At 71.2% G+C, this 23,485-nt stretch carries 23 protein-coding genes; 6 read left to right on the top strand and 17 right to left on the bottom strand.

Translation table 11 applies throughout. The features are described 5' to 3' along the window. The 11 genes from secG to uvrA form a co-directional block, all read right to left on the bottom strand. A complete protein-coding gene (gene secG / locus ABD295_RS05260) occupies positions 1–237 on the bottom strand; it encodes a preprotein translocase subunit SecG (protein WP_344302590.1) in 237 nt (78 codons plus the stop codon). Between the two features lie 66 nt (positions 238–303). Continuing rightward, positions 304–1,095, bottom strand: a complete 792-nt coding sequence (gene tpiA / locus ABD295_RS05255) for a triose-phosphate isomerase (RefSeq protein WP_344302589.1) — start codon at positions 1,093–1,095, stop codon at positions 304–306. 4 nt (positions 1,096–1,099) lie between these two features. Continuing rightward, positions 1,100–2,308 carry a phosphoglycerate kinase gene (locus ABD295_RS05250; protein ID WP_344302588.1) on the bottom strand — a complete coding sequence of 403 codons (1,209 nt, stop codon included), beginning with the start codon at positions 2,306–2,308 and terminating at the stop codon, positions 1,100–1,102. A 21-nt stretch (positions 2,309–2,329) separates the two neighbouring features. Then, positions 2,330–3,325: a type I glyceraldehyde-3-phosphate dehydrogenase gene (gap, locus tag ABD295_RS05245; protein ID WP_344302587.1), complete on the bottom strand. Its 996-nt coding sequence runs from the start codon at positions 3,323–3,325 to the stop codon at positions 2,330–2,332. Positions 3,326–3,436: 111 nt separating this feature from the next. Further along, positions 3,437–4,423: a DNA-binding protein WhiA gene (gene whiA, locus ABD295_RS05240; protein WP_344302586.1), complete on the bottom strand. Its 987-nt coding sequence runs from the start codon at positions 4,421–4,423 to the stop codon at positions 3,437–3,439. Positions 4,424–4,472: 49 nt separating this feature from the next. Beyond that, positions 4,473–5,447: a gluconeogenesis factor YvcK family protein gene (locus ABD295_RS05235; RefSeq protein WP_344302585.1), complete on the bottom strand. Its 975-nt coding sequence runs from the start codon at positions 5,445–5,447 to the stop codon at positions 4,473–4,475. Then, positions 5,444–6,349, bottom strand: a complete 906-nt coding sequence (gene rapZ / locus ABD295_RS05230) for an RNase adapter RapZ (RefSeq protein ID WP_344302584.1) — start codon at positions 6,347–6,349, stop codon at positions 5,444–5,446. The genes ABD295_RS05235 and rapZ overlap by 4 nt, the downstream gene beginning before the upstream one ends. Beyond that, the gene (gene uvrC, locus ABD295_RS05225; RefSeq protein WP_344302583.1) at positions 6,349–8,358 is read right to left on the bottom strand and encodes an excinuclease ABC subunit UvrC; all 2,010 of its coding nucleotides are present in this window, start codon (positions 8,356–8,358) and stop codon (positions 6,349–6,351) included. Before uvrC ends, rapZ begins: the two co-directional genes overlap by 1 nt. Positions 8,359–8,481: 123 nt before the next feature. Beyond that, positions 8,482–10,698: a M12 family metallo-peptidase gene (locus ABD295_RS05220; protein WP_344302582.1), complete on the bottom strand. Its 2,217-nt coding sequence runs from the start codon at positions 10,696–10,698 to the stop codon at positions 8,482–8,484. Positions 10,699–10,885: 187 nt separating this feature from the next. After that, positions 10,886–11,374: a Rieske (2Fe-2S) protein gene (locus ABD295_RS05215; RefSeq protein ID WP_344302581.1), complete on the bottom strand. Its 489-nt coding sequence runs from the start codon at positions 11,372–11,374 to the stop codon at positions 10,886–10,888. 148 nt (positions 11,375–11,522) lie between these two features. After that, the gene (uvrA, locus tag ABD295_RS05210; RefSeq protein WP_344302580.1) at positions 11,523–14,510 is read right to left on the bottom strand and encodes an excinuclease ABC subunit UvrA; all 2,988 of its coding nucleotides are present in this window, start codon (positions 14,508–14,510) and stop codon (positions 11,523–11,525) included. 115 nt (positions 14,511–14,625) lie between these two features. Here uvrA and ABD295_RS05205 point away from each other — a divergent pair, with 115 nt between their 5' ends. Both ABD295_RS05205 and ABD295_RS05200 read left to right on the top strand, forming a co-directional pair. Then, positions 14,626–15,333 (top strand): maleylpyruvate isomerase family mycothiol-dependent enzyme, encoded by a 708-nt coding sequence (locus tag ABD295_RS05205; protein ID WP_344302579.1) that lies wholly within the window; start codon positions 14,626–14,628, stop codon positions 15,331–15,333. Next, the gene (locus ABD295_RS05200) at positions 15,324–16,028 is read left to right on the top strand and encodes an MBL fold metallo-hydrolase (protein ID WP_344302578.1); all 705 of its coding nucleotides are present in this window, start codon (positions 15,324–15,326) and stop codon (positions 16,026–16,028) included. The genes ABD295_RS05205 and ABD295_RS05200 overlap by 10 nt, the downstream gene beginning before the upstream one ends. 12 nt (positions 16,029–16,040) lie before the next feature. Here ABD295_RS05200 and ABD295_RS05195 read toward each other — a convergent pair whose 3' ends face one another. Next, entirely contained in the window at positions 16,041–16,817 is a 777-nt protein-coding gene (locus ABD295_RS05195) for an FAD-binding oxidoreductase (protein WP_344302577.1), read from the bottom strand. Positions 16,818–17,067: 250 nt separating this feature from the next. On the opposite strand from ABD295_RS05195, the gene ABD295_RS05190 reads away from it, so the two are divergent. From ABD295_RS05190 to ABD295_RS05180, 3 genes are read left to right on the top strand one after another with little or no spacing between them, the layout of a single operon-like run. Beyond that, the gene (locus ABD295_RS05190) at positions 17,068–18,702 is read left to right on the top strand and encodes an alpha-amylase family glycosyl hydrolase (protein WP_425573986.1); all 1,635 of its coding nucleotides are present in this window, start codon (positions 17,068–17,070) and stop codon (positions 18,700–18,702) included. Positions 18,703–18,721: 19 nt separating this feature from the next. After that, on the top strand, positions 18,722–19,435 hold the full coding sequence (locus ABD295_RS05185; protein WP_344302575.1) for a hypothetical protein: 714 nt from the start codon (positions 18,722–18,724) through the stop codon (positions 19,433–19,435). Further along, entirely contained in the window at positions 19,432–20,025 is a 594-nt protein-coding gene (locus ABD295_RS05180) for a LemA family protein (protein WP_344302574.1), read from the top strand. Before ABD295_RS05185 ends, ABD295_RS05180 begins: the two co-directional genes overlap by 4 nt. Here the strand turns inward: ABD295_RS05180 and ABD295_RS05175 are convergent. Next, the gene (locus ABD295_RS05175) at positions 19,973–20,542 is read right to left on the bottom strand and encodes a cytochrome b (protein WP_344302573.1); all 570 of its coding nucleotides are present in this window, start codon (positions 20,540–20,542) and stop codon (positions 19,973–19,975) included. The genes ABD295_RS05180 and ABD295_RS05175 overlap by 53 nt on opposite strands. 130 nt (positions 20,543–20,672) lie before the next feature. Between ABD295_RS05175 and map the strand changes: the two genes are divergently transcribed. After that, complete coding sequence (map, locus tag ABD295_RS05170; RefSeq protein WP_344302572.1) at positions 20,673–21,464, top strand: type I methionyl aminopeptidase; 792 nt, start codon at positions 20,673–20,675, stop codon at positions 21,462–21,464. Positions 21,465–21,481: 17 nt separating this feature from the next. Here the strand turns inward: map and ABD295_RS05165 are convergent, their stop codons facing one another. The 4 genes from ABD295_RS05165 to ABD295_RS05150 form a co-directional block, all read right to left on the bottom strand. Next, positions 21,482–21,904 carry a hypothetical protein gene (locus ABD295_RS05165; protein WP_344302571.1) on the bottom strand — a complete coding sequence of 141 codons (423 nt, stop codon included), beginning with the start codon at positions 21,902–21,904 and terminating at the stop codon, positions 21,482–21,484. 111 nt (positions 21,905–22,015) lie between these two features. Further along, positions 22,016–22,270, bottom strand: a complete 255-nt coding sequence (locus ABD295_RS05160) for a superinfection immunity protein (RefSeq protein WP_344302570.1) — start codon at positions 22,268–22,270, stop codon at positions 22,016–22,018. Next, positions 22,267–22,677 (bottom strand): mycothiol transferase, encoded by a 411-nt coding sequence (locus tag ABD295_RS05155; protein WP_344302569.1) that lies wholly within the window; start codon positions 22,675–22,677, stop codon positions 22,267–22,269. The genes ABD295_RS05160 and ABD295_RS05155 overlap by 4 nt, the downstream gene beginning before the upstream one ends. After that, positions 22,674–23,471: a putative protein N(5)-glutamine methyltransferase gene (locus ABD295_RS05150; protein WP_344302568.1), complete on the bottom strand. Its 798-nt coding sequence runs from the start codon at positions 23,469–23,471 to the stop codon at positions 22,674–22,676. Before ABD295_RS05150 ends, ABD295_RS05155 begins: the two co-directional genes overlap by 4 nt. Positions 23,472–23,485: the final 14 nt, after the last annotated feature.

Genomic DNA, 23,485 nt, shown 5'->3' with positions numbered 1-23,485 from the left:
CTACACCGAGTAGGCCAGCAGCAGGCCGAGGGCCATGATGCAGGCGAACCAGATGACGGCGATCCCGACCGTGAAGCGGTCGAGGTTGCGCTCGGCGACAGAGGAACCACCCAGCGAGCTGGAGATGCCTCCGCCGAACATGTCCGAGAGGCCACCGCCGCGGCCCTTGTGCATGAGCACGAGCATGATCAGCAGTGCGCTCGAGATCATGAGCAGGATCGTGAAAAGCAGGGTCACGCGGCAAACCTTACGTCACGAGAGCGACAGTCGCCGAAGCGACCACGCCGCGTGCGATCCACAGCACTAGATCACGGGCAGGTCGTAGAAGCGGCAGATGCCGCTGAACTCGTCCACCTGCAGGCTCGCGCCGCCGACCAGACAGCCGTCCACGTCGTCCTTGGCCATGATGCCGCCCACGTTGGCCGCCTTGACCGAGCCGCCGTAGAGGATGCGTACGCCGTCGGCGGCACCGTCCCCGTGCACCTCGCGGATCTGGGCCCGGATCGCGGCGCAGACCTCCTGGGCATCCTCGGGAGTGGCCACCTCGCCGGTGCCGATCGCCCAGACCGGCTCGTAGGCCACCACCAGGTCGCCCACCTGACCGGCAGTGAAGCCGGCCAGCGACCCGTCGACCTGCGCGAGCGTGTGAGCGACGTGCTCACCGGCCTTGCGGACCTCGAGGCCCTCGCCGACGCAGACGATGGGGGTCATCCCGGCCGCGAGCGCCTTGTGAGCCTTGACGTTGACGGTCTCGTCGGACTCCGCGTGGTACTCCCGCCGCTCGGAGTGGCCGACGACGACGTAGGAGCAGCCGAGCTTGGCCAGCATCGCCGCCGACACCTCACCGGTGTAGGCGCCTTCGTCGTGCGTGGACACGTCCTGCGCGGCGTAGCCGATCGAGAGCCGGTCTCCGTCCACCAGCGTCTGCACGGACCTGAGGTCGGTGAACGGCGGGCAGACCACCACCTCGACCTTGGCGTAGTCGTGCCGCTTGTCGGAGAGCGTCCAAGCGAGCTTCTGCACCAGGACCACTGCCTCCTGGTGGTTGAGGTTCATCTTCCAGTTGCCCGCCATGAGCGGGACGCGCGAGGTCATGTGGTCACCTTTCCAGGACCGCGACGCCGGGGAGCTCCTTGCCCTCGAGGAACTCGAGGCTGGCACCGCCGCCCGTCGAGATGTGGCCGAACGCGGCCTCGTCGAAGCCGAGGGTGCGGACGGCGGCCGCGGAGTCCCCGCCGCCGACGACGGACAGGCCACCTGATGACGTGACCTTGGTGAGCGCCTCGGCGACCGCCCGGGTCCCGTCGGCGAACGCGGCAGTCTCGAAGACGCCCATCGGGCCGTTCCAGAAGACCGTGCGGGCATCGGCCAGGGCCGCGACGAAGGCGGCGGCCGAGTCGGGGCCGATGTCGAGGCCCAGGCTGTCGGCCGGGATCTCGGACGCCGGGACCACCACGGGCTGCGGCTCCCTGTCGTCGGACGGGAAGGCCGTGTCGACCACGATGTCGGTCGGCAGCACGATCTCGACGCCCCGCTCGACCGCCTGGTCGAGGTAGCGGCGGCAAGCGTCGAGCTGATCGTCCTCGAGCAGGCTCTTGCCGACCTCGTGGCCCTGCGCCTTGAGGAAGGTGAAGACCATGCCACCGCCGATCAGCAGCTTGTCGGCCTTCTCCAGGAGGCTGTCGATCACGCCGAGCTTGTCGGAGACCTTCGAGCCGCCGAGCACCACGACGTAAGGACGCTCCGGGTCGACCGTCAGGCGGCGCAGCACCTCGATCTCCCGGGCGACCAGTCCGCCCATCGCGGAGGGCAGCCGCAGCGCGACGTCGTAGACGGACGCCTGCTTGCGGTGCACGACGCCGAAGCCGTCGGACACGAACGCGTCGGCCAGCTGGGCGAGCTGGTCGGCGAACGACCCGCGCACGTCGTCGTCCTTGCTGGTCTCTCCCTCGTTGAAGCGAACGTTCTCCAGCACCGCGACCTGGCCGTCCTCGAGCGCCTCGACGGTCTCGTGGGCGCTCGCGCCCACGGTGTCCGTCGCGAACGCGACGTCCTGGCCGAGCAGCTCGCCGAGCCGCTCGGCCACCGGCTCCAGCGTGTAGGCCGGGTCTGGCGCGCCCTTCGGCCGGCCCAGGTGGGCGGTCACGACGACCCGCGCCCCGGCGTCGGCCAGCTGCTTGATCGTCGGCACGCTGGCGCGCACCCGCCCGTCGTCGGTGATCGTGGCACCGTCGAGGGGCACGTTGAGGTCCGACCGGACCAGCACCCGCTTGCCGCGGAGCTCGCCCAGGTCGTCGATGCTGCCCATCTCGGCCGGCCCTGACCCGCCCTAGAGGCTCTCGCCGACGTACGCGATCAGGTCGGCCAGCCGGTTGGAGTAGCCCCACTCGTTGTCGTACCAGCCGGCCACCTTGACCTGGTTGCCGATCACCTTGGTGAGGGGCGCGTCGAAGATGCACGACGCCGGGTCGGTCACGATGTCGGAGGAGACGATCGGGTCGGTGGAGTAGCGGAGGTACTTGCCGTCGGCCGCCGCCTTCATGATCTCGTTGACCTCGTCGACGGACGTCTCGCGCGCGGCCTCGAAGGAGAGGTCGGTCATCGAGCCGGTGGGCACGGGCACGCGGAGCGCGTAGCCGTCGAGCTTGCCCTTGAGCTCGGGGAGCACCAGACCGATGGCCTTCGCGGCACCCGTCGAGGTCGGCACGATGTTGAGGGCGGCCGCCCGGGCACGACGCAGGTCCTTGTGGATGTTGTCGTGGAGGTTCTGGTCGGCGGTGTAGGCGTGGATGGTGGTCATCAGCCCCTTGTTGATGCCGAGGCCGTCGTGCAGCGCCTTCGCCATCGGGGCGAGGCAGTTGGTCGTGCACGAGGCGTTCGAGATGACCGTGTGCGCGGCCGGGTCGTAGAGCTCGTGGTTGACGCCCATCACGACGGTGAAGTCCTCGTTGGACGCGGGCGCGGAGATGATGACCTTCTTGGCGCCCGCCTCGACGTGGGCCCTGGCCTTGGTCGCGTCGGTGAAGAAGCCGGTGGACTCGACGACGACGTCGGCACCGATGTCGCCCCACTTGAGGGCGGCGGGGTCGCGCTCGGCGAACGCGTGGATCGCCTTGCCGCCGACCGTGATCGAGGTGTCGTCGGAGGTCACGTCGGCGTCCAGGCGGCCGAGGATCGTGTCGTACTTCAGCAGGTGGGCGAGGACGGCGTTGTCGGTGAGGTCGTTGACGCCGACGATCTCGATGTCGGCACCTGACGCGCGGACGGCGCGGAAGAAGTTCCGGCCGATGCGGCCGAAGCCGTTGATGCCTACGCGAACGGTCACGATGACTCCCTGAAGCTCGAATCGGTGGTGGGCCCTGGGGGAACCACTGGCCCAGCGGATTGGATCGTTCGAACCCTATCGCGGGGCGCGGACACACCCCAGGCGGCCGTCTCAGGCTTCGTCGGCGAGCATCTCGGGGGTCAGTGAGGCCTCGGTGTCGGGGACGCCGAGCTCCTCGGCGCGCTTGTCGGCCATCGCGAGCAGCCGGCGGATCCGTCCGGCGATCGCGTCCTTGGTGAGCACGGGGTCGTGCAGCTGGCCGAGCTCCTCGAGGGACGCCTGCTTGTGGGTGAGCCGGAGCTCGCCGGCCATCCGCAGGTGGTCGGGGATCTCGTCGCCGAGGATCTCCATGGCGCGGTCGACCCGCGCCCCCGCCGCCACAGCGGCCCGGGCCGAGCGACGGAGGTTGGCGTCATCGAAGTTGGCGAGCCGGTTGGCGGTCGCGCGCACCTCGCGGCGCATCCGGCGCTCCTCCCAGGCCATCAGGGACTCGTGGGCCCCGAGGCGGGTGAGCAGGGCGCCGATGGCATCGCCGTCGCGTACGACGACGCGGTCGACCCCGCGCACCTCGCGAGCCTTGCCCTGGATGCCCAGCCGGCGCGCGACACCGACGAGCGCGAGCGCAGCCTCGGGTCCCGGGCAGGTGACCTCCATCGAGGAGGACCGGCCCGGCTCGGTCAACGAGCCGTGCGCCAGGAACGCGCCTCGCCAGGCGGCGACGGCGTCGCACGCACCGCCCGAGACCACCGTCGGCGGGAGCCCGCGCACGGGTCGGCCGCGCTGGTCGAGGAGTCCGGTCTGTCGAGCCAGCGCCTCGCCGTCCTTGACGACGCGGACGATGTAGCGGCTGCCCTTGCGCAACCCGTTGCCCTGGACCATGACCACGTCGGAGGAGTGGCCGAAGACGTCGGCGATGTCCTTGCGCAACCGCCGGGCCGCCGCGCCCGTGTCCAGCTCGGCCTCGACGACGATCCGGCCGCTCACGATGTGCAGTCCGCCCGCGAAGCGGAGCATGGTGGCCACCTCCGCCTTGCGGCAACAGGTCTTGGTGATCTGCGTGTTGGCGAGCTCTGCCTTCACCTGCCCTGTCATGGCCATGGCGACGATCCTGCCACGCACGTCAACAACCCTCGAAACCCCATATGTTTCAGGGGATCTCGATCTCGAACACCCGGCGGAAAGCCGCCGCCAGCTTGTCGGTGTCGTGGCGGGGCAGACCTCCCCCGAATGAGACGTCGGCCACGTCCAGCCGCGAGCCCCACGACGCCGTCGCCTGCTCGAGCGTCAGGACATCCTCGACGGCAGTCGGATCGGCCAGCACGGTGTGGATGCGGAGGTCAGGGGCGTGCTCGTGGAGGGCGGCCAAGTGGTCCTCCGGGCCGTATCCGTGGGTCTCTCCGGCCTGCCCCTCGAGGTTGAGCACGACCAGGACCCGCGCCTGGGTCTCGACGAGGGCCTTGCGGAGCGACGGCACCATGAGGTGCGGGATCACCGAGGTGTACCAGGAGCCGGGACCGAGCACGACCCAGTCGGCCCCGAGGACGGCGTCCACGGCCTCCGGGCAGGCCGTCGGGTCGGCCGGGTCGAGGCTGATGGACACGATGCGTCCCTCGGTGGTGGCCACCTCGACCTGGCCGCGCACGGTCCGGACGTCGTCGGGGCGGTCGGGATCGGCACCCCGGACCTCGGCCGTGATGTCCATCGGCGTGACCGCCATGGGCAGCACGGTGCCCTCGGCCCCGAGCAGCCGACCGACCCAGTCGAGCGCCTCGACGTGGTCGCCGAGCAGCTCCCAGAGCGAGACGATGAGGAGGTTGCCGACGACGTGCCCCTTCATCTCGCCGTCACCCGCGAAGCGGTGCTGGAGCACCTGTTCCCAGGTGCGGCCCCAGGCGTCGTCGCCGCAGAGGGCGGCCAGCGCCATCCGCAGGTCACCCGGCGGCAGCACCCCGAACTCGCCGCGCAACCGGCCGGACGAGCCGCCGTTGTCAGCCACGGTGACCACCGCCGTGGGGTTGATGACGACGGTGCGCAGCGCCGACAGGGTCGCGTGCAGGCCGTGGCCTCCCCCGAGCGCCACGACGCGCAGGTCGGCCCGCGGGGACGGGCGGACGGACGTCACTCGCGCCCCAGGTCGCGGTGGGTCGCGTGCGCGTCGTAGCGGCGCTCGACCAACCGCCGGGTGATCTCCTCGGTCATCGCCACGCTGCGGTGCTTGCCGCCGGTGCACCCGATCGCGACCGTCATGAAGCGCTTGCCCTCGCTGAGATAGCCGGCGGCGACCGTCTCCAGCACGGTGAGGTACTCCGTCAGGAACCGCTCCACGCCGTCGCGACCGAGGACGTACGCCGACACCGGAGCGTCCCGTCCGGTCTGCGGCCGCAGCTCGGGGACCCAGTGGGGGTTGGGCAGCCACCGCATGTCGGCGACGTAGTCGGCATCAACGGGGATGCCGTACTTGAAGCCGAAGGACACCACCGTGATCTGGAGGCGGGTCGAGTCGCGCGTACCGAACGCCTCCGCGACGCGCTTGGTGAGCTGGTGGACGTTGAGGTCGCTGGTGTCGATCACCAGGTCGGCGTCGCCGCGCAGCCCTTCGAGCACCTTGCGCTCGCGGGTGAGCCCGTCGATGAGCCTTCCCCCGCCCTGGAGCGGGTGCGGGCGGCGGGCGGCGTCCTGGCGGCGTACGAGCACCTCGTCGTTGGCCTCGAGGAACAGCAACGTGGTGCGGCGGCCGGTCGCGCCTCGGGCCAGGGTCGACTGCAGTGAGTCGAAGAAGGCGCCGGACCGCACGTCGATCACGACGGCGACGGGTTGCTGGACGCCCCGGCCCTGGTCGACCAGCCTGACCACGTCGGGCAGCAGGCTGGAAGGCAGGTTGTCGACGACGTAGAAGCCGAGGTCCTCCAGCTCCTTGGCGGCCGTGCTGCGGCCCGCCCCCGTCATGCCGGTCACCACCACCAGCTCGCCAGGGCTGGCGGGGGCACCCCCGCCGGGGGTCGTGGGAGCCGAGCCGGCCGTCATCAGTCCTCCTCGATCAGCTCACCGGTGGCGGTGTTGACCGCACCAGTGTGACCGCGTGCGACCTTCGCGCGCTGCTGTTCCTCGACGGCGTCCTTGATCGCGGTGGCCGTGCGCGCCCCGATCCCGGGCACCAGGGCGAGCTCGTCGACGCTGGCCTCGCGGAGCTTCTTCAGCGAGCCGAAGTGCTTGAGCAGCGTCTTGCGGCGCACCTCGCCGAGCCCGGGCACGTCGTCGAGCAGGCTCTCGACCATCGACTTGGAGCGTCGCGAGCGGTGGTGGGTGATCGCGAAGCGGTGCGCCTCGTCACGCACGCGTTGGAGCAGGTAGAGACCCTCCGAGGTGCGCGGCATGATCACCGGGTCCTCCTCCCCCGGCCGCCACACCTCCTCCAGGCGCTTCGCCAGCCCGGCGACCGGGATGTCGTCGATCCCGAGCGCGTCGAGCGCCCGCTGGGCAGCGGCGACCTGCGGCGGCCCGCCGTCGACCACGACCAGACCCGGCGCATAGGCGAACTTGCGCGGCCGTCCGGTCTCGGGGTCGACGAGCATCGGCCCGCTGTCGGTCACGACCTCCTCCGACCGCGCCTGCTCGTCCAGCAGCCGCCGGAACCGCCGGGTGATGACCTCGTCCATGGAGGCGACGTCGTTCTGGCCGTCGACGCCCTTGATCACGAACCGGCGGTACTCGCTCTTGCGGGCCAGGCCGTCCTCGAAGACCACCATCGAGGCGACGACCTCGGTGCCTTGCAGGTTGGAGATGTCGTAGCACTCGATCCGTAGCGGCACCTCGTCGAGCCCGAGCGCCTCCTGGATCTCCTCGAGGGCCCGGTTGCGCGTGGTGAGGTCGGAGGCGCGCTTGGTCTTGTGCAGCGCCAGGGCCTGCTTGGCGTTCTGCGCCACCGTCTCCTGAAGGGTGCGCTTGTCGCCTCGCTGCGGCACGCGGATCGAGACCCGGCTCCCCCGCAGGTCGCTGAGCAGCTGCTCCAGGGTGGCGGTCTCCGGCGGCAGCGCCGGCACCAGCACCTCGCGCGGGATCGAGTCGGTCGACTCACCGCCGTAGAGCTGGAGGAGGAAGCCCTCGACCAGGTCGGGGGTCTCGCCGTCGTCGACCCGGTCGGCCACCCAGGCCCGCTGGCCGCGGATGCGCCCGCCGCGCACGTAGAAGATCTGCACCGCGACCTCGAGCGGGTCCTCGGCCAGTGCGATCACGTCGGCGTCGGTGCCGTCGGTGAGGACGACGGTCTGCTTCTCCAGCGCCTTGTGGAGCGCGCCGAGGTCGTCACGCAGACGGGCGGCCCGCTCGAAGTCCTCGGCGTCGGACGCGGCGTACATCTCCCGCTCGATGCGCTTGGTGAAGGGCCGGGTGTTGCCGGCCATGAAGTCGCAGAAGTCGTCGACGATCGCGCGGTGCTCCTCGGCGCTGACGTTGCCGACGCACGGCGCCGCGCACTTGCCGATGTAGCCGAGCAGGCACGGTCGCCCGATCTGGCCGGACCTCTTGAAGACGCCGTTGGAGCACGACCGCATGGGAAAGACCCTCAGCAGGAGGTCCATCGTCTCCCTGATGGCCCAGGCATGGCTGTAGGGGCCGAAGTAGCGGACGCCCTTGCGCTTGGCGCCGCGCCCGACCATGACGCGGGGGAACTCCTCACCGACCGTCACCGCCAGCCAGGGGTAGGACTTGTCGTCGCGGTACTTCACGTTGAAGCGCGGGTCGAACTCCTTGATCCAGCTGTACTCCAGCTGGAGCGCCTCCACCTCCGTCGCCACCACGGTCCAGTCGACGCTCGCCGCGCTCGTCACCATGGTGGCGGTGCGCTGGTGCAGACCGCCGATGTCCTGGAAGTAGGACGACAACCGGGAGCGCAGGTTCTTGGCCTTGCCGACGTAGATCACCCGGCCGCGGGCGTCGCGGAAGCGGTAGACACCCGGTTTGGTCGGGATCGAGCCAGGTGCAGGACGGTAGTCCAGCGACTGGCTCCGCGGGGGCCGTCGAGGCTTGTCGGGCACGCTCCAACCCTACGGGCGGGGGCCGACAGGCTCATCGGGGTGAGGGCGCCGAGGTAGAGGGCGCTGAGTCCGGTCAGGACGGCAAGGGTGACGCGGCCACCGACGTGAGCGACCTGCAGGGCGTCAGGACCTGACTCGCCTGGAACGCGGCGAGGTGACCACCAGGGGCGTGTATCCGGGTAGCGACGCGGTGACCCGGACCCTGAGTCGTTGGCCCACCATGGCTCCGGTCACCGTCAGCGCCTTGCCGGCGCCCCGGGCCCTCTTGACCTTCTTGCCGTCGGCGAACCAGCGATAGGTGAAGGTCGTGCCCGTCGGCCAGGTGCCGGTCCGGACCCGGACCTTCCGGCCCACGACCGCCTTGCCCTTGATCGTCGCGGCGACGGGCGTGAGGATGCCGCGGGCCACCTTGGGGGTGCCGGCGGAGGTGCGCGTGAGCGACTTCCCGCCGAGGGTGCCGACGACCTGGAGCTTGAGCACGGCCCCCTGCTGCGCCGGGCCGGGTGTGAAGGTCGTGGTGGTCGCGCCGGGGATGGCGGCGTTGTCCGCCAACCACTGGACGGCCAGGCTGGCGCCGGGCGTCCAGGCGCCGATCTGCCCGGTCAGCACCCCACCGACGCGGGCGTCGCCGTCGATGAGGGGCACCGCCCCGAGCAGCGTCGCGGGGGGCGGTGTCGGTGGCGGCTCAGGAGCAGGTTGCACGGTCACTGCAGGAGCGGTCACGACGCTGGGGATCAGTCCCGGCGCACTGGCGGTCATCTGGACGCTGAGCTGGTGTCCGACCATGCTCGACGTCGGCGTCAGGCTGCTCGAGGTCGCGCCGCCGATCGGTCCGCCGTCGAGGAGCCACTGCACGTCGATCGAGGACGGCGCCGGGTCCCAGGCCCCGACGACCTCGGGGGTCACCACGTCACCCGCTCGGGGTCCCGCGGGCAGGGCGATCGTGGGCGCGGCCGCGAACGGCACCGGCGGTGAGTACGACAGGGTCACGTCAGCACCTGTCGTCGACGTCGACGTCACGGAGACCGTCACGTTCCCTTCTGGGCTGGTCCACGTCTGGGTGGCGGCGGTCGCGACCCGGGTGCCAGGGGTGTTGGTGACGAGGGAGACGCCGATGCCGGGGTCGTTGTCGTAGATCTCCTCGACCACCACGCCCGGACGGAACTGGTAGCCGCCGACCATCGAGTTCGAGGCGTAGGCCGAGCCCGCGTCCTGACCGAGACCGGCGCGGTACTCGACGTAGTAGGTGCGGCCGGTGTCCGGAGCCGTCACCTCGAGTGCGCGCAGCCCGCTCGTGTCCGCACGTGGCTTCAAGGTCCGGCTGACCGTGACCGCCTGCTGGGGATCCGGGATCGCGACCGTCTCGACCTCACCCGCGTCGTCGAGCCCGGTGCCCACCCGGTACGCCGTGCTCTGCGCGGTCAGCTGGTTCACGTCGGAGAGCGCGTAGGCCATCACGTTGTAGACGTTGCGGTACGGCGCCGAGCCGACGTTGCTGTGCGCCAGCCCGAAGTTGTGGCCGAGCTCGTGGGCGAGCACGCTCTCGAAGTAGGACGTCTCGGTGCGGTTGATGGTCGCGCCGCCACCCGTGTAGCCGGAGCCCACCGAGCCGATGCCTACCGTGCCGGCATCGCACCCCTGGTCGGGAGTCAGGACCACCAGCAGGTCCGTGGCCGCGCCGCCGAAGAAGTTCGCGCCCGGGAAGAGCGCGGCCGCCTCCTGGACCTGTGACGTGAAGGTCTGCCCCGACAGCGCGCACACGGCGGACGCGCCGGTCGCTGTCGAGTAGGTCTTGAACTGGCTGCTGTCGTCGGGACCGGTCGGCAGGTCGAAGGAAGTGATCTCCCCGTCGGCCTCGTCCACCCAGAAGGCCGCGACCGTGCCCAGCTCGGCCAGGAGCTGTGCGTCGGTGAGCGTGAACGCCCCGACGTTGGTGGGTTTGGCCACGAACACCCGGTGCTCGACCGGCGCGGCGGCGGACGCGACGTCGCTGGCCGAGACGACGCTGGCGGCCAGCGGCAGCCCCCACGAGCCCAGCGCCTCCTGGGTCAGCGGCGAGCCCGGCCTGGCGTCGAGCGGCCCGGGAACCTGGAGACGCGCGGTCACCCGGTCACCGACCAGGCCGTCGAGGTCGCCGGTGACCGGCACCAGCGCCCCGTCATCGCGCGCCAGCGCGTACACCAGCTCGTCCTCGCCCGCGGCGATGAGCCGGCCGGTGAGCGTGAGATCCGTGCCGGCGTCCGTCGCGTGCGCCGTCGGCGCCGATCCACCGGACGAGGTCACGGCGACCAGGACCAGCGCGGAGACGACCGAGCGCACGCCGATCCTCCTGAGTCCCATGCAACCCCCATGACCGTGTGCGGACGTCGGGACGACGGTAGGCGCCCGCCCTGCTTCGTGTCAGGCGCTCGGGGCGATGTCGGGCAAAAGTTGCCGTGGTTCGCGAGGGGACGTTCTACATGCAGTCAATCAGCTTGCTTACATGGTCGGCCACGACCTCGACGGCCGGCGGCTCACCCGATCCTGCTCAGGCGAGGGAGATGCTGTCGCCGTCGACGGTGATGGCCTTCTCTGCCAGTGGCTGCGTCGCCGGGCCGTTGACCACGGAACCGTCGACGATGGAGTACTTGCTGCCGTGGCAGTTGCAGTCGATCGTCCCGGCGCCTGCGTCGACGCTCGCCACCGGGCACTGCCGGTGGGTGCAGATGTTGGTGAAGCCCTTGAACTCCCCGGCTTCGGGCTGGGTGACGACGATGCCCGCGTCGTCGAAGATCGCACCGCCGCCCTCGGGGATCTCGGACGTGGTCGCGAAGGGACCACCGCCAGAGCCCTCCGACGAGCCCGAGCCCCCGCCGTCCCCGGTGCCGTCGGTGCCGGCGTCGCCGTCGTCGCTCCCGCCGCAGGCGACCAGCAGAGGCACCCCCACGCCGGCGACCACGCCGCCCCGCAGGGCCAGGCGGCGGCTCACCCCGCCGCTCGAGATGTCGCCAGAAAGTTCCTTGGTGGTGTCGGTCACGGCTCGCTCCTCGCGGTCTGATCGGCCATCGGAATGCTGGTGACCCTAGCCACCAGACCTGAGCGGGACCTGTGCCGGCACAGCGCGACGCGAGCCCGTCTCTGCAACGTCTACGGCCCGCGGAGAGGTCGGGGATTTCGCCGAAGGTCTATCGGCTGGCCTTCTTGGCCGGTGTCTTGCGTGGGGCGGCGCGCTTGGCGGTCGCCTTCTTGGCGGGAGCCTTCCTGGCCGCAGCTGTCTTGGCAGGAGCCCTCGTGGCCGGAGCCGCGATGGCCGCGCGGCCGCCCTCGAGGAGCGGCACCAGGAACTGGCCGGTGAAGCTCGACGGGTCGGCGGCGACGTCCTCGGGCGTTCCCTCCGCGACGACCATGCCGCCGCGCGAGCCGCCCTCGGGGCCCATGTCGACCAGCCAGTCGGCGGTCTTGATGACGTCGAGGTTGTGCTCGATGACCAGCACGGTGTTGCCCTGGTCGACGAGGCGGCCGAGCACCAGCAGCAGCTTGCGGATGTCCTCGAAGTGCAGGCCGGTGGTCGGCTCGTCGAGCACGTAGACCGTGCGGCCCGTGGACCGCTTCTGCAGCTCCGAGGAGAGCTTGACGCGCTGCGCCTCACCCCCGGACAGGGTGGTCGCGGGCTGGCCCAGCCTGACGTAGCCCAGCCCGACCTCGCAGAGGGTCTTCATGTGCCGTGCGATCGCCGGGACGGCCGAGAAGAACTCGGCGGCCTCCTCGATCGGCATGTCGAGGACCTCGGCGATCGTCTTGCCCTTGAAGTGCACCTCGAGCGTCTCGCGGTTGTAGCGGGCGCCGTGGCAGACCTCGCACGGGACGTAGACGTCGGGCAGGAAGTTCATCTCGATCTTGATCGTGCCGTCGCCTGCGCACGCCTCGCAGCGGCCGCCCTTGACGTTGAACGAGAACCGGCCCTGCTGGTAGCCGCGCATCTTGGCCTCGGGCGTCGAGGCGAAGAGCTTGCGGACGTGGTCGAAGACGCCGGTGTACGTCGCCGGGTTGGACCGAGGCGTGCGCCCGATCGGCGACTGGTCGACGTGGATCACCTTGTCGACCTCGTCGACGCCGGTGATCTTGGTGTGCCGTCCCGGGACGGCCCGGGCGTTGTAGATCTGCTTGGCGAGCGAGGTGTAGAGGATGTCGTTGACCAGCGTGGACTTGCCCGAGCCGGACACCCCGGTCACCGCGACGAACAGCCCCAGCGGAAACGACACGGTGATGTCGCGGAGGTTGTGCTCGCGAGCACCGTGGACGGTGAGCTGACGGCCCTTGGTGCGCGGCCGGCGTACGGCGGGGGTCGGGATCTCCCGGCGGCCGGAGAGGTATTGACCCGTCATCGAGTCGGCGTGCTCCAGGAGCCCCTGGACCGTGCCGCTGTGCACCACCTGACCGCCGTGCTCGCCCGCACCCGGACCGATGTCGACCACCCAGTCGGCGGTGCGGATGGTGTCCTCGTCGTGCTCGACGACGATCAGCGTGTTGCCGAGCTCCTTGAGCCGGACCAAGGTCTCGATGAGCCGCTTGTTGTCGCGCTGGTGGAGACCGATCGAGGGCTCGTCGAGGACGTAGAGGACGCCCACGAGCCCGGCGCCGATCTGGGTGGCCAACCGGATCCGCTGGGCCTCGCCGCCGGACAGCGACCCGGAGGGACGGTCGAGCGAGAGGTAGTCGAGGCCGACGTCGAGCAGGAAGTTGAGCCGCTCCTGGATCTCCTTGAGCACCCGCTCGCCGATCTGGCGCTCGCGGGTGGTCAGGTCGAGGCCGCGCAGGAACTCGGCGGTCTCGTTGATCGGCAGCGCGCAGACCTCGGCGATGTTGCGCTCGCCGTCCGGGCCGGGCAACGTCACCGCGCGCGAGACCGCGCGCAGCCGGCTGCCCGAGCACACGGGGCAGGCGACCTCGCGCATGAAGCCCTCGAAGCGCTCCCGGCTGGTGTCGGACTCGGCCTCGCGGTGCCGGCGCTCGATGTAGGACTGCACGCCCTCGAACTCGGCGTAGTAGGCCCGCTGACGGCCGTAGCGGTTGGTCGTGACCACGTGGACCTTGGTCGGGTGGCCGCCGATGATCGACTTCTGGGCCTTCGCCGGCAAGTCCTGCCATGGCGTGTTGAGGTCGAAGCCGAGCTCCTCGCCGAGCGCGTGCAGCAGCTTGAGGAAGTAGTCGGCGACGTGCTGGCTGCTCCACGGCGAGATGGCGCCCTCGCCGAGGGTGGCACCGGGGTCGGGCACGACCAGCTCGGGGTCGACCTCCATGCGGGTGCCGAGGCCGTGGCACTCCGGGCACGCGCCGAAGGGCGAGTTGAAGGAGAACGAGCGCGGCTCGAGGTCGTCGGTCTCGATCGGGTGGTCGTTGGGGCAGGCCATCCGCTCGGAGAACTTCGTCTCCCGGCCCGGGTCCTTGGGGTCCAGGTCGACGAAGTCGAAGACCACGAGCCCGCCGGCCAGACCCAGCGCGGTCTCGACCGAGTCGGTGAGCCGGCGCTTGGAGGACTCCTTCACCGCGAGGCGGTCGACGACGACCTCGATGGTGTGCTTCTTCTGCTTGTCGAGGGTGGGCGGGGCGTCGAGCGGGTGGATCTCGCCGTTGACACGGGCACGCGAGAAGCCCTGCGTCTGGAGCTGCTTGAAGAGCTCGACGTACTCCCCCTTGCGGCCGCGGATCACCGGCGCGAGGACCTGGAACCGGCGGCCCTCCTCGAGCGAGAGCACCCGGTCGACGATCTGCTGGGGCGTCTGCCGCTCGATGGGCGCGCCGCAGGTCGGGCAGTGCGGGCGCCCGGCGCGGGCGTAGAGCAGCCGGAGGTAGTCGTAGACCTCCGTGATCGTGCCGACGGTGGAACGAGGGTTCTTGGACGTCGACTTCTGGTCGATCGAGACGGCCGGCGAGAGTCCCTCGATGAAGTCGACGTCGGGCTTGTCCATCTGGCCCAGGAACTGGCGCGCGTAGGCCGAGAGAGACTCGACGTAACGGCGCTGGCCCTCGGCGAAGATCGTGTCGAAGGCGAGCGAGGACTTGCCGGAGCCCGAGAGACCCGTGAAGACGATGAGCGAGTCGCGTGGGAGGTCGATCGACACGTCCTTGAGGTTGTGCTCTCGGGCGCCCCGGATGATGAGCTGGTCGGCCACGGTCGCAAGCCTAGGTGGCGGCACCGACAGCCACCCCATCGCGCTTGCTCACCCGGCGCCCACCTCGCCCGGACGGCTGGACTGCGCCTCCCCCCGATGGGTGAGGATGACGTCCATGACCCACCCGCAGTCCCGTGTGGAGCCCCTGGACGGCCTCGCCGACGCGACCGGACGGCTGGTCCGGACCGTGGACTCGCTCACCGACGAGGCGCTCGCCGCGCCCTCGGTGCTGCCCGGCTGGTCGCGCGGTCACGTGGTCGCCCACCTGGCCCTCAACGCCGAGGCGTTCATCGGGGTCCTCCGCGGCGTCACGGCCGGCGACGACGTCCCCATGTACCGCTCGGAGGAGGCCAGGAACGACGACATCGAAGGCTTGGCCGGCGGCCCCGCGGCTCAGCTGCGCGAGCGCTTCCTCGCCAGCACGACGCACTTCCAGGAAGCCGTCGTCGCCGTGCCGGAGGGCGGTTGGGCCGGCGAGTTGCGCCGGCTGCCGTCGGGCGGACAGGTGTTCCAGCGGATCGGCCTCCCCGGGATGCGGCACCGCGAGGTGGAGATCCACCACGCCGATCTCGACGCCGGCTACGGGCCGGGGAGCTGGCCGCCCGAGTTCCTCGACGGGATCCTGGTGCGCCTCGTCGACGACCGCTCAGGAGGTCCGCCCATGCTGCTGCGCACGCCGGAGGGCGAGGTGCCGGTCGGGACCGGCGAGGGTCCCGTGGTCAGCGGGAGCCGGGTCGACGTGACGTGGTGGCTGCTCGGCCGGGGGGACGGCGAAGGTCTGCACGGCGAGCCGCACCTGCCAGAGTTGGGGGCATGGCGATGAACGACGACCTGATGGACGACTGGACCGGAGAGGTGCTGCCCGGTGGACCGGCCGCCACCCGGCGCCTGGGCTGCCTGACCCTGACCAAGATCGCGGTCGACCCCGAGATGCACAACAACTGCTATCTCCTGCACTGCGGTGAGACCGGCGAGCAGGTGCTCATCGATGCCGCGGCCGAGGCGCCCCGCCTGCTCGACGCGATCGGTGACCGAGGTCTTCTCGCCGTCGTCACCACCCACCAGCACTGGGACCACCACCGCGCGCTGGCCGAGGTCGTCGCCGCGACCGGCGCCGCGGTGGTGGCCGGCGAGGCGGATGCGGACGCGATCACCGAGCAGACCGGCGTCGAGGTCACCCGGAGGGTCGCCGACGGCGACAAGGTCGCCGTCGGCGTGTGCGACCTCGAGGTGATCACGCTCGTCGGACACACACCTGGCTCGATCGCGCTCCTCCTCGACGACCCGGAGCACGTGACAGCACACCCGCACCTCTTCACCGGCGACTCCCTCTTCCCGGGCGGCGTGGGCAACACCCGCGGCGACTCCGCGGCCTTCACGTCGCTGCTCGCCGACGTCGCCGCCAAGCTGTTCGACCGGCTGCCGGACGAGACGTGGTTCTACCCGGGTCACGGCAAGGACTCGACCCTCGGCGCCGAGCGGCCGCACCTCGACCAGTGGCGCGAGCGCGGCTGGTAGGGCGCGGCCCCCTCAGAGGGGCTGAGCAGTACCGAATGGGTTGCCGCCCAGCGACACGAAACGCTCCTGGTGCCGCCGCTCGCGAGGGAACCCCAGCGCCCGCAGCTCCGCGGCGACCACGTCCATGAAGGGCTTCGGTCCGCAGCAGAACGAGTCCCGGTCGAGGTACGCCGCTGCGTGCTCGCGGATCGCCTCGCCGGTGGGGAGCCCACGCTCCTCCTCGAGCCAGTGCTCGACGACCAGCCGACCCGGGTGCGCAGCGGCGAGTCGGTCGAGCTCGGCTGCGAAGACCACCGAGGCACGGTCCCGGTTGGCGTAGAAGAGGGCCATTCGCCCGGCGCCCCCGCCCGCGTCGATCGGCGCCAGGACGGTCCGGATGATCGACATCATCGGCGTGATGCCCGAGCCGGCGGCGTACATCAGCAGGTCGGCGTCGAGCGAGCGCGGGCTGAAGATCCCGGAGGGCCGCAGCACCCTCAGTTGGTCACCGGCCTCCACGTTGTCGTGCAGCCACTTCGACGCGTAGCCGTCCGGGGTCCACTTGACCGAGAAGGTCATCCGGTCGGTCTCCAGGGGGCTGGAGGAGAGCGAGTAGGCCCGGGCGACGAGTCCGGTCTCCAGGCTCGGCACGGCGACGGTCAGGAACTGCCCCGGCCGGAAGGTGAGCGCCGCGCGCAAGTGATCAGGGACCTCCAGCGAGACGGAGACCGTGTCCGCGGTCTCGCGGACGACCGTCCCGACCCGCAAGACGTAGGAGGGCTCCCCCTGGTGAGGGGCATCGCTGGGCACGACCGGCAACGGTAGCGTGACGCGGGTGAGCGGGCGCGACGAGCACCAGGCCGCGTTCGAGGCCCGTCTCGAGACCTGGGGCCACGACCTGCGGCGCACCGTGGGCCGGGTCTACGGCCCGGTCGCGGCCCCGCAGGTCACCGAGCGGCTGGTCGCGATCGCCCGATCCGCCCACGAGGCCCGCCCCGAGGACCTGCTCGACCTCGACGAACGACGGCTGCTCGAGCCCGACTGGTTCCAGCGCCCGTCGATGATCGGGTACGCCGCGTACGCCGACCGGTTCGCGGGCACCCTCGCCGACGTCGGTCGCAAGGCGTCGTACCTGCGAGACCTGGGCGTCGGCTACCTGCACCTCATGCCTCTCCTGACCCCGCGGCCGGCGCCCAACGACGGCGGCTACGCGGTCATGGACTACCGGTCGGTGCGGCCGGACCTCGGCTCGGTCGACGACCTGCGTGCGCTCACCACGACGCTGCGCGCGGACGGCATCAGCCTGTGCCTCGACCTCGTGCTCAACCACGTCGCCCGCGAGCACGAGTGGGCGGTCGCCGCCAGGGCGGGCGACGCCGAGAAGCGGGCCTACTTCCACGTGTACGACGACCGGAGCACGCCCGACGCGTACGAAGCCAGCCTCCCGGAGGTCTTCCCCGACTTCGCGCCGGGCAACTTCACCTGGGACGACGACCTCGCGGGGTGGGTCTGGACGACCTTCAACGACTACCAGTGGGACGTCGACTGGTCGAACCCGTCGGTGCTCTGCGAGTACGCCGACATCATCCTCAGCCTCGCCAACCTCGGCGTCGACGTCTTCCGGCTCGACGCGATCGCCTTCATCTGGAAGCGGATGGGCACCGCCTGCCAGAACCAGCCGGAGGTCCACGAGCTGACCCGCGCGCTGCGCACCGTGGCCCGGATCGCGGCACCGGCGGTGGTCTTCAAGGCCGAGGCGATCGTGGGACCTCAGGACCTGCCGGCCTACCTCGGGGTCGGCCCGCACGCCGGCCGGGTCAGCGACCTGGCCTACCACAACGGCCTGATGGTCCAGATCTGGTCGATGCTGGCGTCGGCCGACGCGCGGCTCGCGGCCCGGGCCCTCCAGCAGCTCCCGCAGCCCCCCTCGACCACGGCGTGGATCACCTACGTGCGCTGCCACGACGACATCGGCTGGGCAGTGTCGGACGAGGACGCGCGAGCGGTGGGCCTCGATCCTTTCGCGCACCGGCGCTTCCTCTCGGACTGGTACTCCGGGGCCTTCCCGGGCTCGTGGGCCCGCGGCCTGGTCTTCCAGCAGAACGAGCAGACCGGAGACCGGCGCATCTCAGGGTCGCTCGCGTCGCTGGCCGGGCTCGAGGCCGGCGACCCGGACGCGGCGGCGCGCATCCTGCTCGCGCACGCGCTCATCCTGGGCTTCGGCGGCCTGCCGGTGATCTGGATGGGCGACGAGCTCGGCCTGCTCAACGACCGCGGGTGGGCCGACGACCCCGCCCACGCGGCTGACAACCGGTGGGTGCACCGGCCGCGGATGCCGTGGGAGACCGTCGCCGCGGGGACCGACGAGCACGGGATCAACGCCGGGCTGCGTGAGCTGGTCGAGACCCGCCGCTCGCTCCCCCACCTGCACGCGGCCTCGCCGACCGAGGTCTGGGACCCCCGCGACCCCGGTGTGCTCCTCGTCGTCCGCAAGCACCCGGCCGGCCCCCTGCTCGGCGCCTACAACGTCACCCCCGAGGAGGCGTGGGTCGCTCCCGACGTCCTCCACTGGCTCGGCCTGCACGTGCCCGGTCTGCACGACGCGATCAGCGGCCGCGCGCCCGACCTGGAGGAGGGTGCGGTGCGCTTGGCGCCGTACGCCGCTGCGTGGCTGTACGACAGCGAGCAGCCCTGACGGTGCCTAGACTCCGCCCGTGGAGTTCGGGGTGCTCGTGGTGCTGCTCTTCGGTGCCGTTGCCCTCCTGGCCGTCGTAGCCGCGATCGCCGGCCACCGGGCGGCCCAGAGGCGCCGCCAGGACCTGGCCGTGCTCGCGGGTCGGCGCGGCTGGACGTTCGTCGAGCGGGACGACCAGTGGACGCGCCGCTTCACCGGGCCGCCGTTCGGGCTCGGTCACGGACAGCAGACCCGCAACATCGTCGCCGGGCAGTTCGAGGGCCGCGGGTTCGTGGCCTTCGACCACACCTACTTCACGACCGAGCGGTCGACGAACGCCCAGGGGCACTCGCAGAGCCGCGAGCAGCGCCACGACCACACGGTCGTCGCCCTCAACACCGGCACCCCGCTGCCGGCGCTGTCGGTGGCGCCCGAGGGGTTCTTCGGCCGGCTGGTCGGCCGCGTGACGGGCAACGACATCGAGCTCGAGTCCGAGGACTTCAACCGCGCCTTCACGGTGACCTGCCCGAGCCCGCGCTTCGCCTCCGACGTGCTGCACCCGCGGATGATGGAGCTGCTGCTCACGCAGCCGAACCTGGCGTTCCGGTTCGACGGACCCTCGGTGCTCACCGTCCGCGACGGCACTGCGCCGCTGCCTGAGATCGAGACCAGGCTCGCCCTCCTCGACGCCATCGTCGACGAGGTGCCCGAGCACGTCTGGCGCTCTCTGCGAGGCCAGGAGGGACCCGGATGACCGGCGTCGCGGCGGTGGCGGGGTTGGTGGCCGGCGTGCTGGTCGTCTCGATCGGGCTGTCGGTCGTCGTCATGTACAACCGCTTCGTCCGGCAGCGGACCCTGGTCGAGGAGAGCTGGGGGCAGACCGACGTCGAGCTCACCCGCCGTCACGACCTGGTGCCCAACCTGGTCCGCACGGTCGAGGCGTACGCCGCCCATGAGCGGGCCGTCCTGACCGAGCTGACCCAGGCCCGCGAGGCGGCGCGGGCCCACCGGGCCGACGCCCCCGATGCCCGGCAGGGCTACGAGCAGTCGTTGGGCGGCGCGGTCGCCGCGACGATGGTGCGTGCCGAGGCGTACCCCGAGCTGCGGGCGAGCGACGGCTTCCTGCACCTGCAGGCGGAGCTCACCGACACCGAGGACCGGATCGCCGCCGCCCGCCGCTTCTACAACGGCAACGTGCGCGCCTACAACACCCGCGTCGCGACGTTCCCGTCCAACCTGGTCGCCGGCGCCTTCGGCTTCCGCCGGGCCGACTTCTTCGAGCTGGCTGACGTCAGGGCAGCATCCGCGCCAGCAGTCGATCCCGGTCCACCAGCTGGTGCTTGAGCACCAGCCCGAGGTGCAGGGCGAGCGCCAGGAAGAACGCTATGTGAGCCGCGACGTGCAGTGGGAGCACGTCGTCGTCGCCGGAGGCGACCAGCACGATCCCGGTGAGAGGCACCACGAACAGCAGGGTGAGGAGCGCCTTCTCGGTCCAGTGCGCGAGGGTGCGCTCCCGGTGCGAGAGCGTCTCGGCCCACGGTGGCAGGCCGTCCAGACGGCGTACGACGAGCCGGACCACCGCCAGGGTGAGGATCAGCACCCCGAGCAGCAGGTGCACCTTCAGGAGCGTGTCGGGGTCCGACAGGTAGCCGCCGTCGTCGTCTCCCCCGCGTCCGCGGCCCCTTCCTGATCCGGCGCCGTCGCCGTCGTCACCACCGCGGCCCCGCCCCCGACCGCGGCCGGAGTCGTCCACGTCGAGGCGGTAGCCGATGACGAGCTGCGCGAGCAGCGCCACGACCGTCGACCAGTGCAGAGTCTTGGCCAGGCTGCCGTAGCCGTGGTCTCCCGAGCGCAGGGGCATGCGCAGACCCTAGGTCTCCCTCCCTAGGAGCCCATCCTGGGGACGCCGGCTGGGACGCCGCTCTGGGACGCCGCTCTGGGGGCACCGCCCTGGGGGCACCGCCCTGGGGCGCGCCCCTAGGGTTGGTGCCGTGATCGAGCTGCGCACCCCCGCCCAGATCGAGCAGATGCGACCCGCCGGGCAGTTCGTCCACGACGTGCTGCAGGCGCTCGTCGCCGCCGCCGACGTGGGCGTGAACCTGCTCGACCTCGATGCGCTCGCCCATCGGATGATCAAGGAGCGGGGCGCGGAGTCCTGCTACATCGACTACCACCCGTCCTTCGGCGCCTCACCCTTCGGCTTCGTGCTGTGCACGTCGGTCAACGACGGCGTCCTGCACGGCCTCCCGCACGACTACGTGCTCGCCGACGGAGACCTGCTGTCGGTCGACTTCGCGGCGAGCGTCGACGGGTGGGTCTCCGACTCGGCCGTCAGCCTCGTGGTCGGTACGCCGCGCGAGGAGGACCTGCGCCTCATCGACACCGCGACCCGGGCCCTCGAGGCGGGGATCGCGCAAGCGGTCGTCGGCAACCGGCTCGGCGACATCTCGCACGCCATCGGCTCGGTCGCCCGGGCGGATGGCCTCTCGGTGAACCTCCAGTTCGGTGGCCACGGCGTCGGGCGCACCATGCACGGCGACCCGCACGTCGCCAACGACGGACGGGCCGGGCGGGGCTACCCGCTCAAGGCGGGTCTCGTGATCGCCATCGAGCCGTGGTTCCTGCACTCGACCGACCAGATCTTCATCGACAAGGACGGCTGGACCATCAAGAGCGAGGACGGGTCGCGGGGCGCGCACATGGAGCACACCGTCGCGATCACTCCCGAGGGGCCCCTGGTGCTGACCGATCCTGGGCGGCCCGTCGGCCGCGCCGACGCGTAGGTGCCGCCGAACCGAGCTCAGCGCCTAGGCGCCTCGAGGTGCGTTCCCGGCGGCACACCGGTGATCGAGACGCCGGTGTCCTTCACCGGCATCACGAGGCGGATCAACGCTGGTGGTGCGCTCAGGAGCGCGAAGTAGCCGACGGTGTCGGTGACGTCGAGGCCGTTGAGGCCGACGAACCACGCCGGAAGGACCGCAGCGCAGAGCAGGGCGCCCACGATGGGATGCCGCGTCTCGGTGAGGTAGAAGGCGCCGAGCAGCGCGAGGCACGCGATCGGGTAGGCCACCATCGCCACCCCATCGAGATTCGACACGTCGCCGAAGCCGAGGTCCACGCGGCCGCGCCCCCGGAGGGTACGCCGCATGTCATCGTCGATCATGAGGTACGCCGTGATCCAGCCGACCAAGGGGACGACGGCACCAACGACGACTGTGGACACGAGCCGACCCAAGAGTGACTGGGCGGAGGTGACGACCATCATGCGCACAGTCTGCGCCATAGGTCGGATCCGTCGTCGCCGAAACTCACACCGACGACCGCAGGTCCACCCTCAGCGGATGGCGACGATGCGGTGCTCCCGGATCGCCATCACCAGCGCGATGACCCAGCCCACGACGGTCCAGCCCAGCAGGAGGTTGACCCAGAAGACCGTCCACGAGTTCCGGGTGCCGCGCACGGCTGCGATCGCCCAGGGCAGCATGTAGCCGGCGGTCACGATCGCCACCACGATCGCGACGACGGCGCTGACGGGTCGGTTCTTGCGGTCGGTGACGACGCGGCCCGTCGGTCTTAGTGGCGTGGTCATGGCTCGACCGTACGACCCGACGCAACCCGGGCGGCCTGCTCGACCTTGGCGACGTACGCCGGCCAGTCGTACCCGTCCTCGGGCAGGTTGGTGTAGCGCGGGTTGACTCCGGCGCTGCTGTCGATGGTCTCCCGGAGGATGTCGGCGTTGACGGGCGCGTCGTCCTCGAACCACGGGAGCGGCTCGGGCCACGGTCGGCCGAACGTCTCGCCGAAGTAGCCCGCCTCGACGCTGGCCAGGTGCTTGACGATGCCGAGCAGGTTGGTCCCGGTCGGCGTCATCGGCCGGCGGACGTCGTACTCGGAGGCACCCTCGAGCTTCCACACGACCGCGTCCCGGGCCGCCTCTAGATAGCGGATGAGGGTGTCCTTGAAGTCTGGGAAGTGTGCATGCTCCGGAGAGGTCATCCCTCGACCCTCGCACGGCCGACGACCACGCGGACATCCAGTTTCGCGACGATCTCGGGTGTCAGCCCGGCCGCCTCGACGATCGCGGCAGCGGGGTCGGCCTGCGCGCGCGAGGTCTCCGTCAGGAGGCAGCCGCCCGGAGCGAGCCAGGCCGGCGCCTCGGCCACCACGCGACGCAGGACGTCGAGGCCGTCGGCTCCGCCATCCAGCGCCGCGCGCGGCTCGTGCTCCCGGGCCTCGGCGGGCATCGCTGCCAGTTCGACGCTGGGCACGTAGGGCACGTTGGCCGCGACCAGGTCCGCGCGGCCGCGCAGAGTCGCCGGCAGGGCGGCCCACAGATCGCCTTCGTACGCCGCCCCTTGCACGCCCGCGAGGTTGACCCGGGCGCAGGCGACGGCCACAGGGTCGACATCGGTGGCATGCAGCTCGATCGCAGACCGCCGGGTCGCGAGGACGAGGCCGATCGCCCCGGAGCCGCAGCAGAGGTCCACGACCACGCTCGGTCCAGGAGGGAGCCGCTCGAGGGCGACGTCGACGAGCACCTCGGTGCGGGGCCGCGGCACGAAGACGCCTGGCCCGACAGCCACGCGGAGACCGCCGAACGCCGCCCACCCCAGCAGGTGCTCGAGGGGCTCGCCGGCGACGCGGCGCGACACCAGCGCTTCCAGCTGGGCGTCGTCGGCCGCGGTCTCGACGAGCAGCGCCGCCTCGTCCTCGGCGTACACGCACCCGGCTGCCCGGAGCCGGACGGCAAGGGCGTGGGGGTTCGGCGGTACGACGCGGGGTGCGGTCACTCGTACATCCTGGA

It is taken from the genome of Nocardioides bigeumensis (assembly GCF_039531755.1).
GTDB lineage: Bacteria > Actinomycetota > Actinomycetes > Propionibacteriales > Nocardioidaceae > Nocardioides > Nocardioides bigeumensis.
This window is presented reverse-complemented; position numbering and strand designations above follow the sequence as displayed.

Bases quoted from the DNA above. Each gene is read 5' to 3' on its own strand.
- tpiA (WP_344302589.1), bottom strand. From the start codon at position 1,095: ATGACCTCGCGCGTCCCGCTCATGGCGGGCAACTGGAAGATGAACCTC.
- ABD295_RS05250 (WP_344302588.1), bottom strand. From the start codon at position 2,308: ATGGGCAGCATCGACGACCTGGGCGAGCTCCGCGGCAAGCGGGTGCTG.
- whiA (WP_344302586.1), bottom strand. From the start codon at position 4,423: ATGGCCATGACAGGGCAGGTGAAGGCAGAGCTCGCCAACACGCAGATC.
- rapZ (WP_344302584.1), bottom strand. From the start codon at position 6,349: ATGACGGCCGGCTCGGCTCCCACGACCCCCGGCGGGGGTGCCCCCGCC.
- ABD295_RS05220 (WP_344302582.1), bottom strand. From the start codon at position 10,698: ATGGGACTCAGGAGGATCGGCGTGCGCTCGGTCGTCTCCGCGCTGGTC.
- ABD295_RS05205 (WP_344302579.1), top strand. From the start codon at position 14,626: ATGACCCACCCGCAGTCCCGTGTGGAGCCCCTGGACGGCCTCGCCGAC.
- ABD295_RS05200 (WP_344302578.1), top strand. From the start codon at position 15,324: ATGGCGATGAACGACGACCTGATGGACGACTGGACCGGAGAGGTGCTG.
- ABD295_RS05190 (WP_425573986.1), top strand. From the start codon at position 17,068: ATGATCGGGTACGCCGCGTACGCCGACCGGTTCGCGGGCACCCTCGCC.
- ABD295_RS05180 (WP_344302574.1), top strand. From the start codon at position 19,432: ATGACCGGCGTCGCGGCGGTGGCGGGGTTGGTGGCCGGCGTGCTGGTC.
- ABD295_RS05175 (WP_344302573.1), bottom strand. From the start codon at position 20,542: ATGCCCCTGCGCTCGGGAGACCACGGCTACGGCAGCCTGGCCAAGACT.
- ABD295_RS05160 (WP_344302570.1), bottom strand. From the start codon at position 22,270: ATGACCACGCCACTAAGACCGACGGGCCGCGTCGTCACCGACCGCAAG.
- ABD295_RS05155 (WP_344302569.1), bottom strand. From the start codon at position 22,677: ATGACCTCTCCGGAGCATGCACACTTCCCAGACTTCAAGGACACCCTC.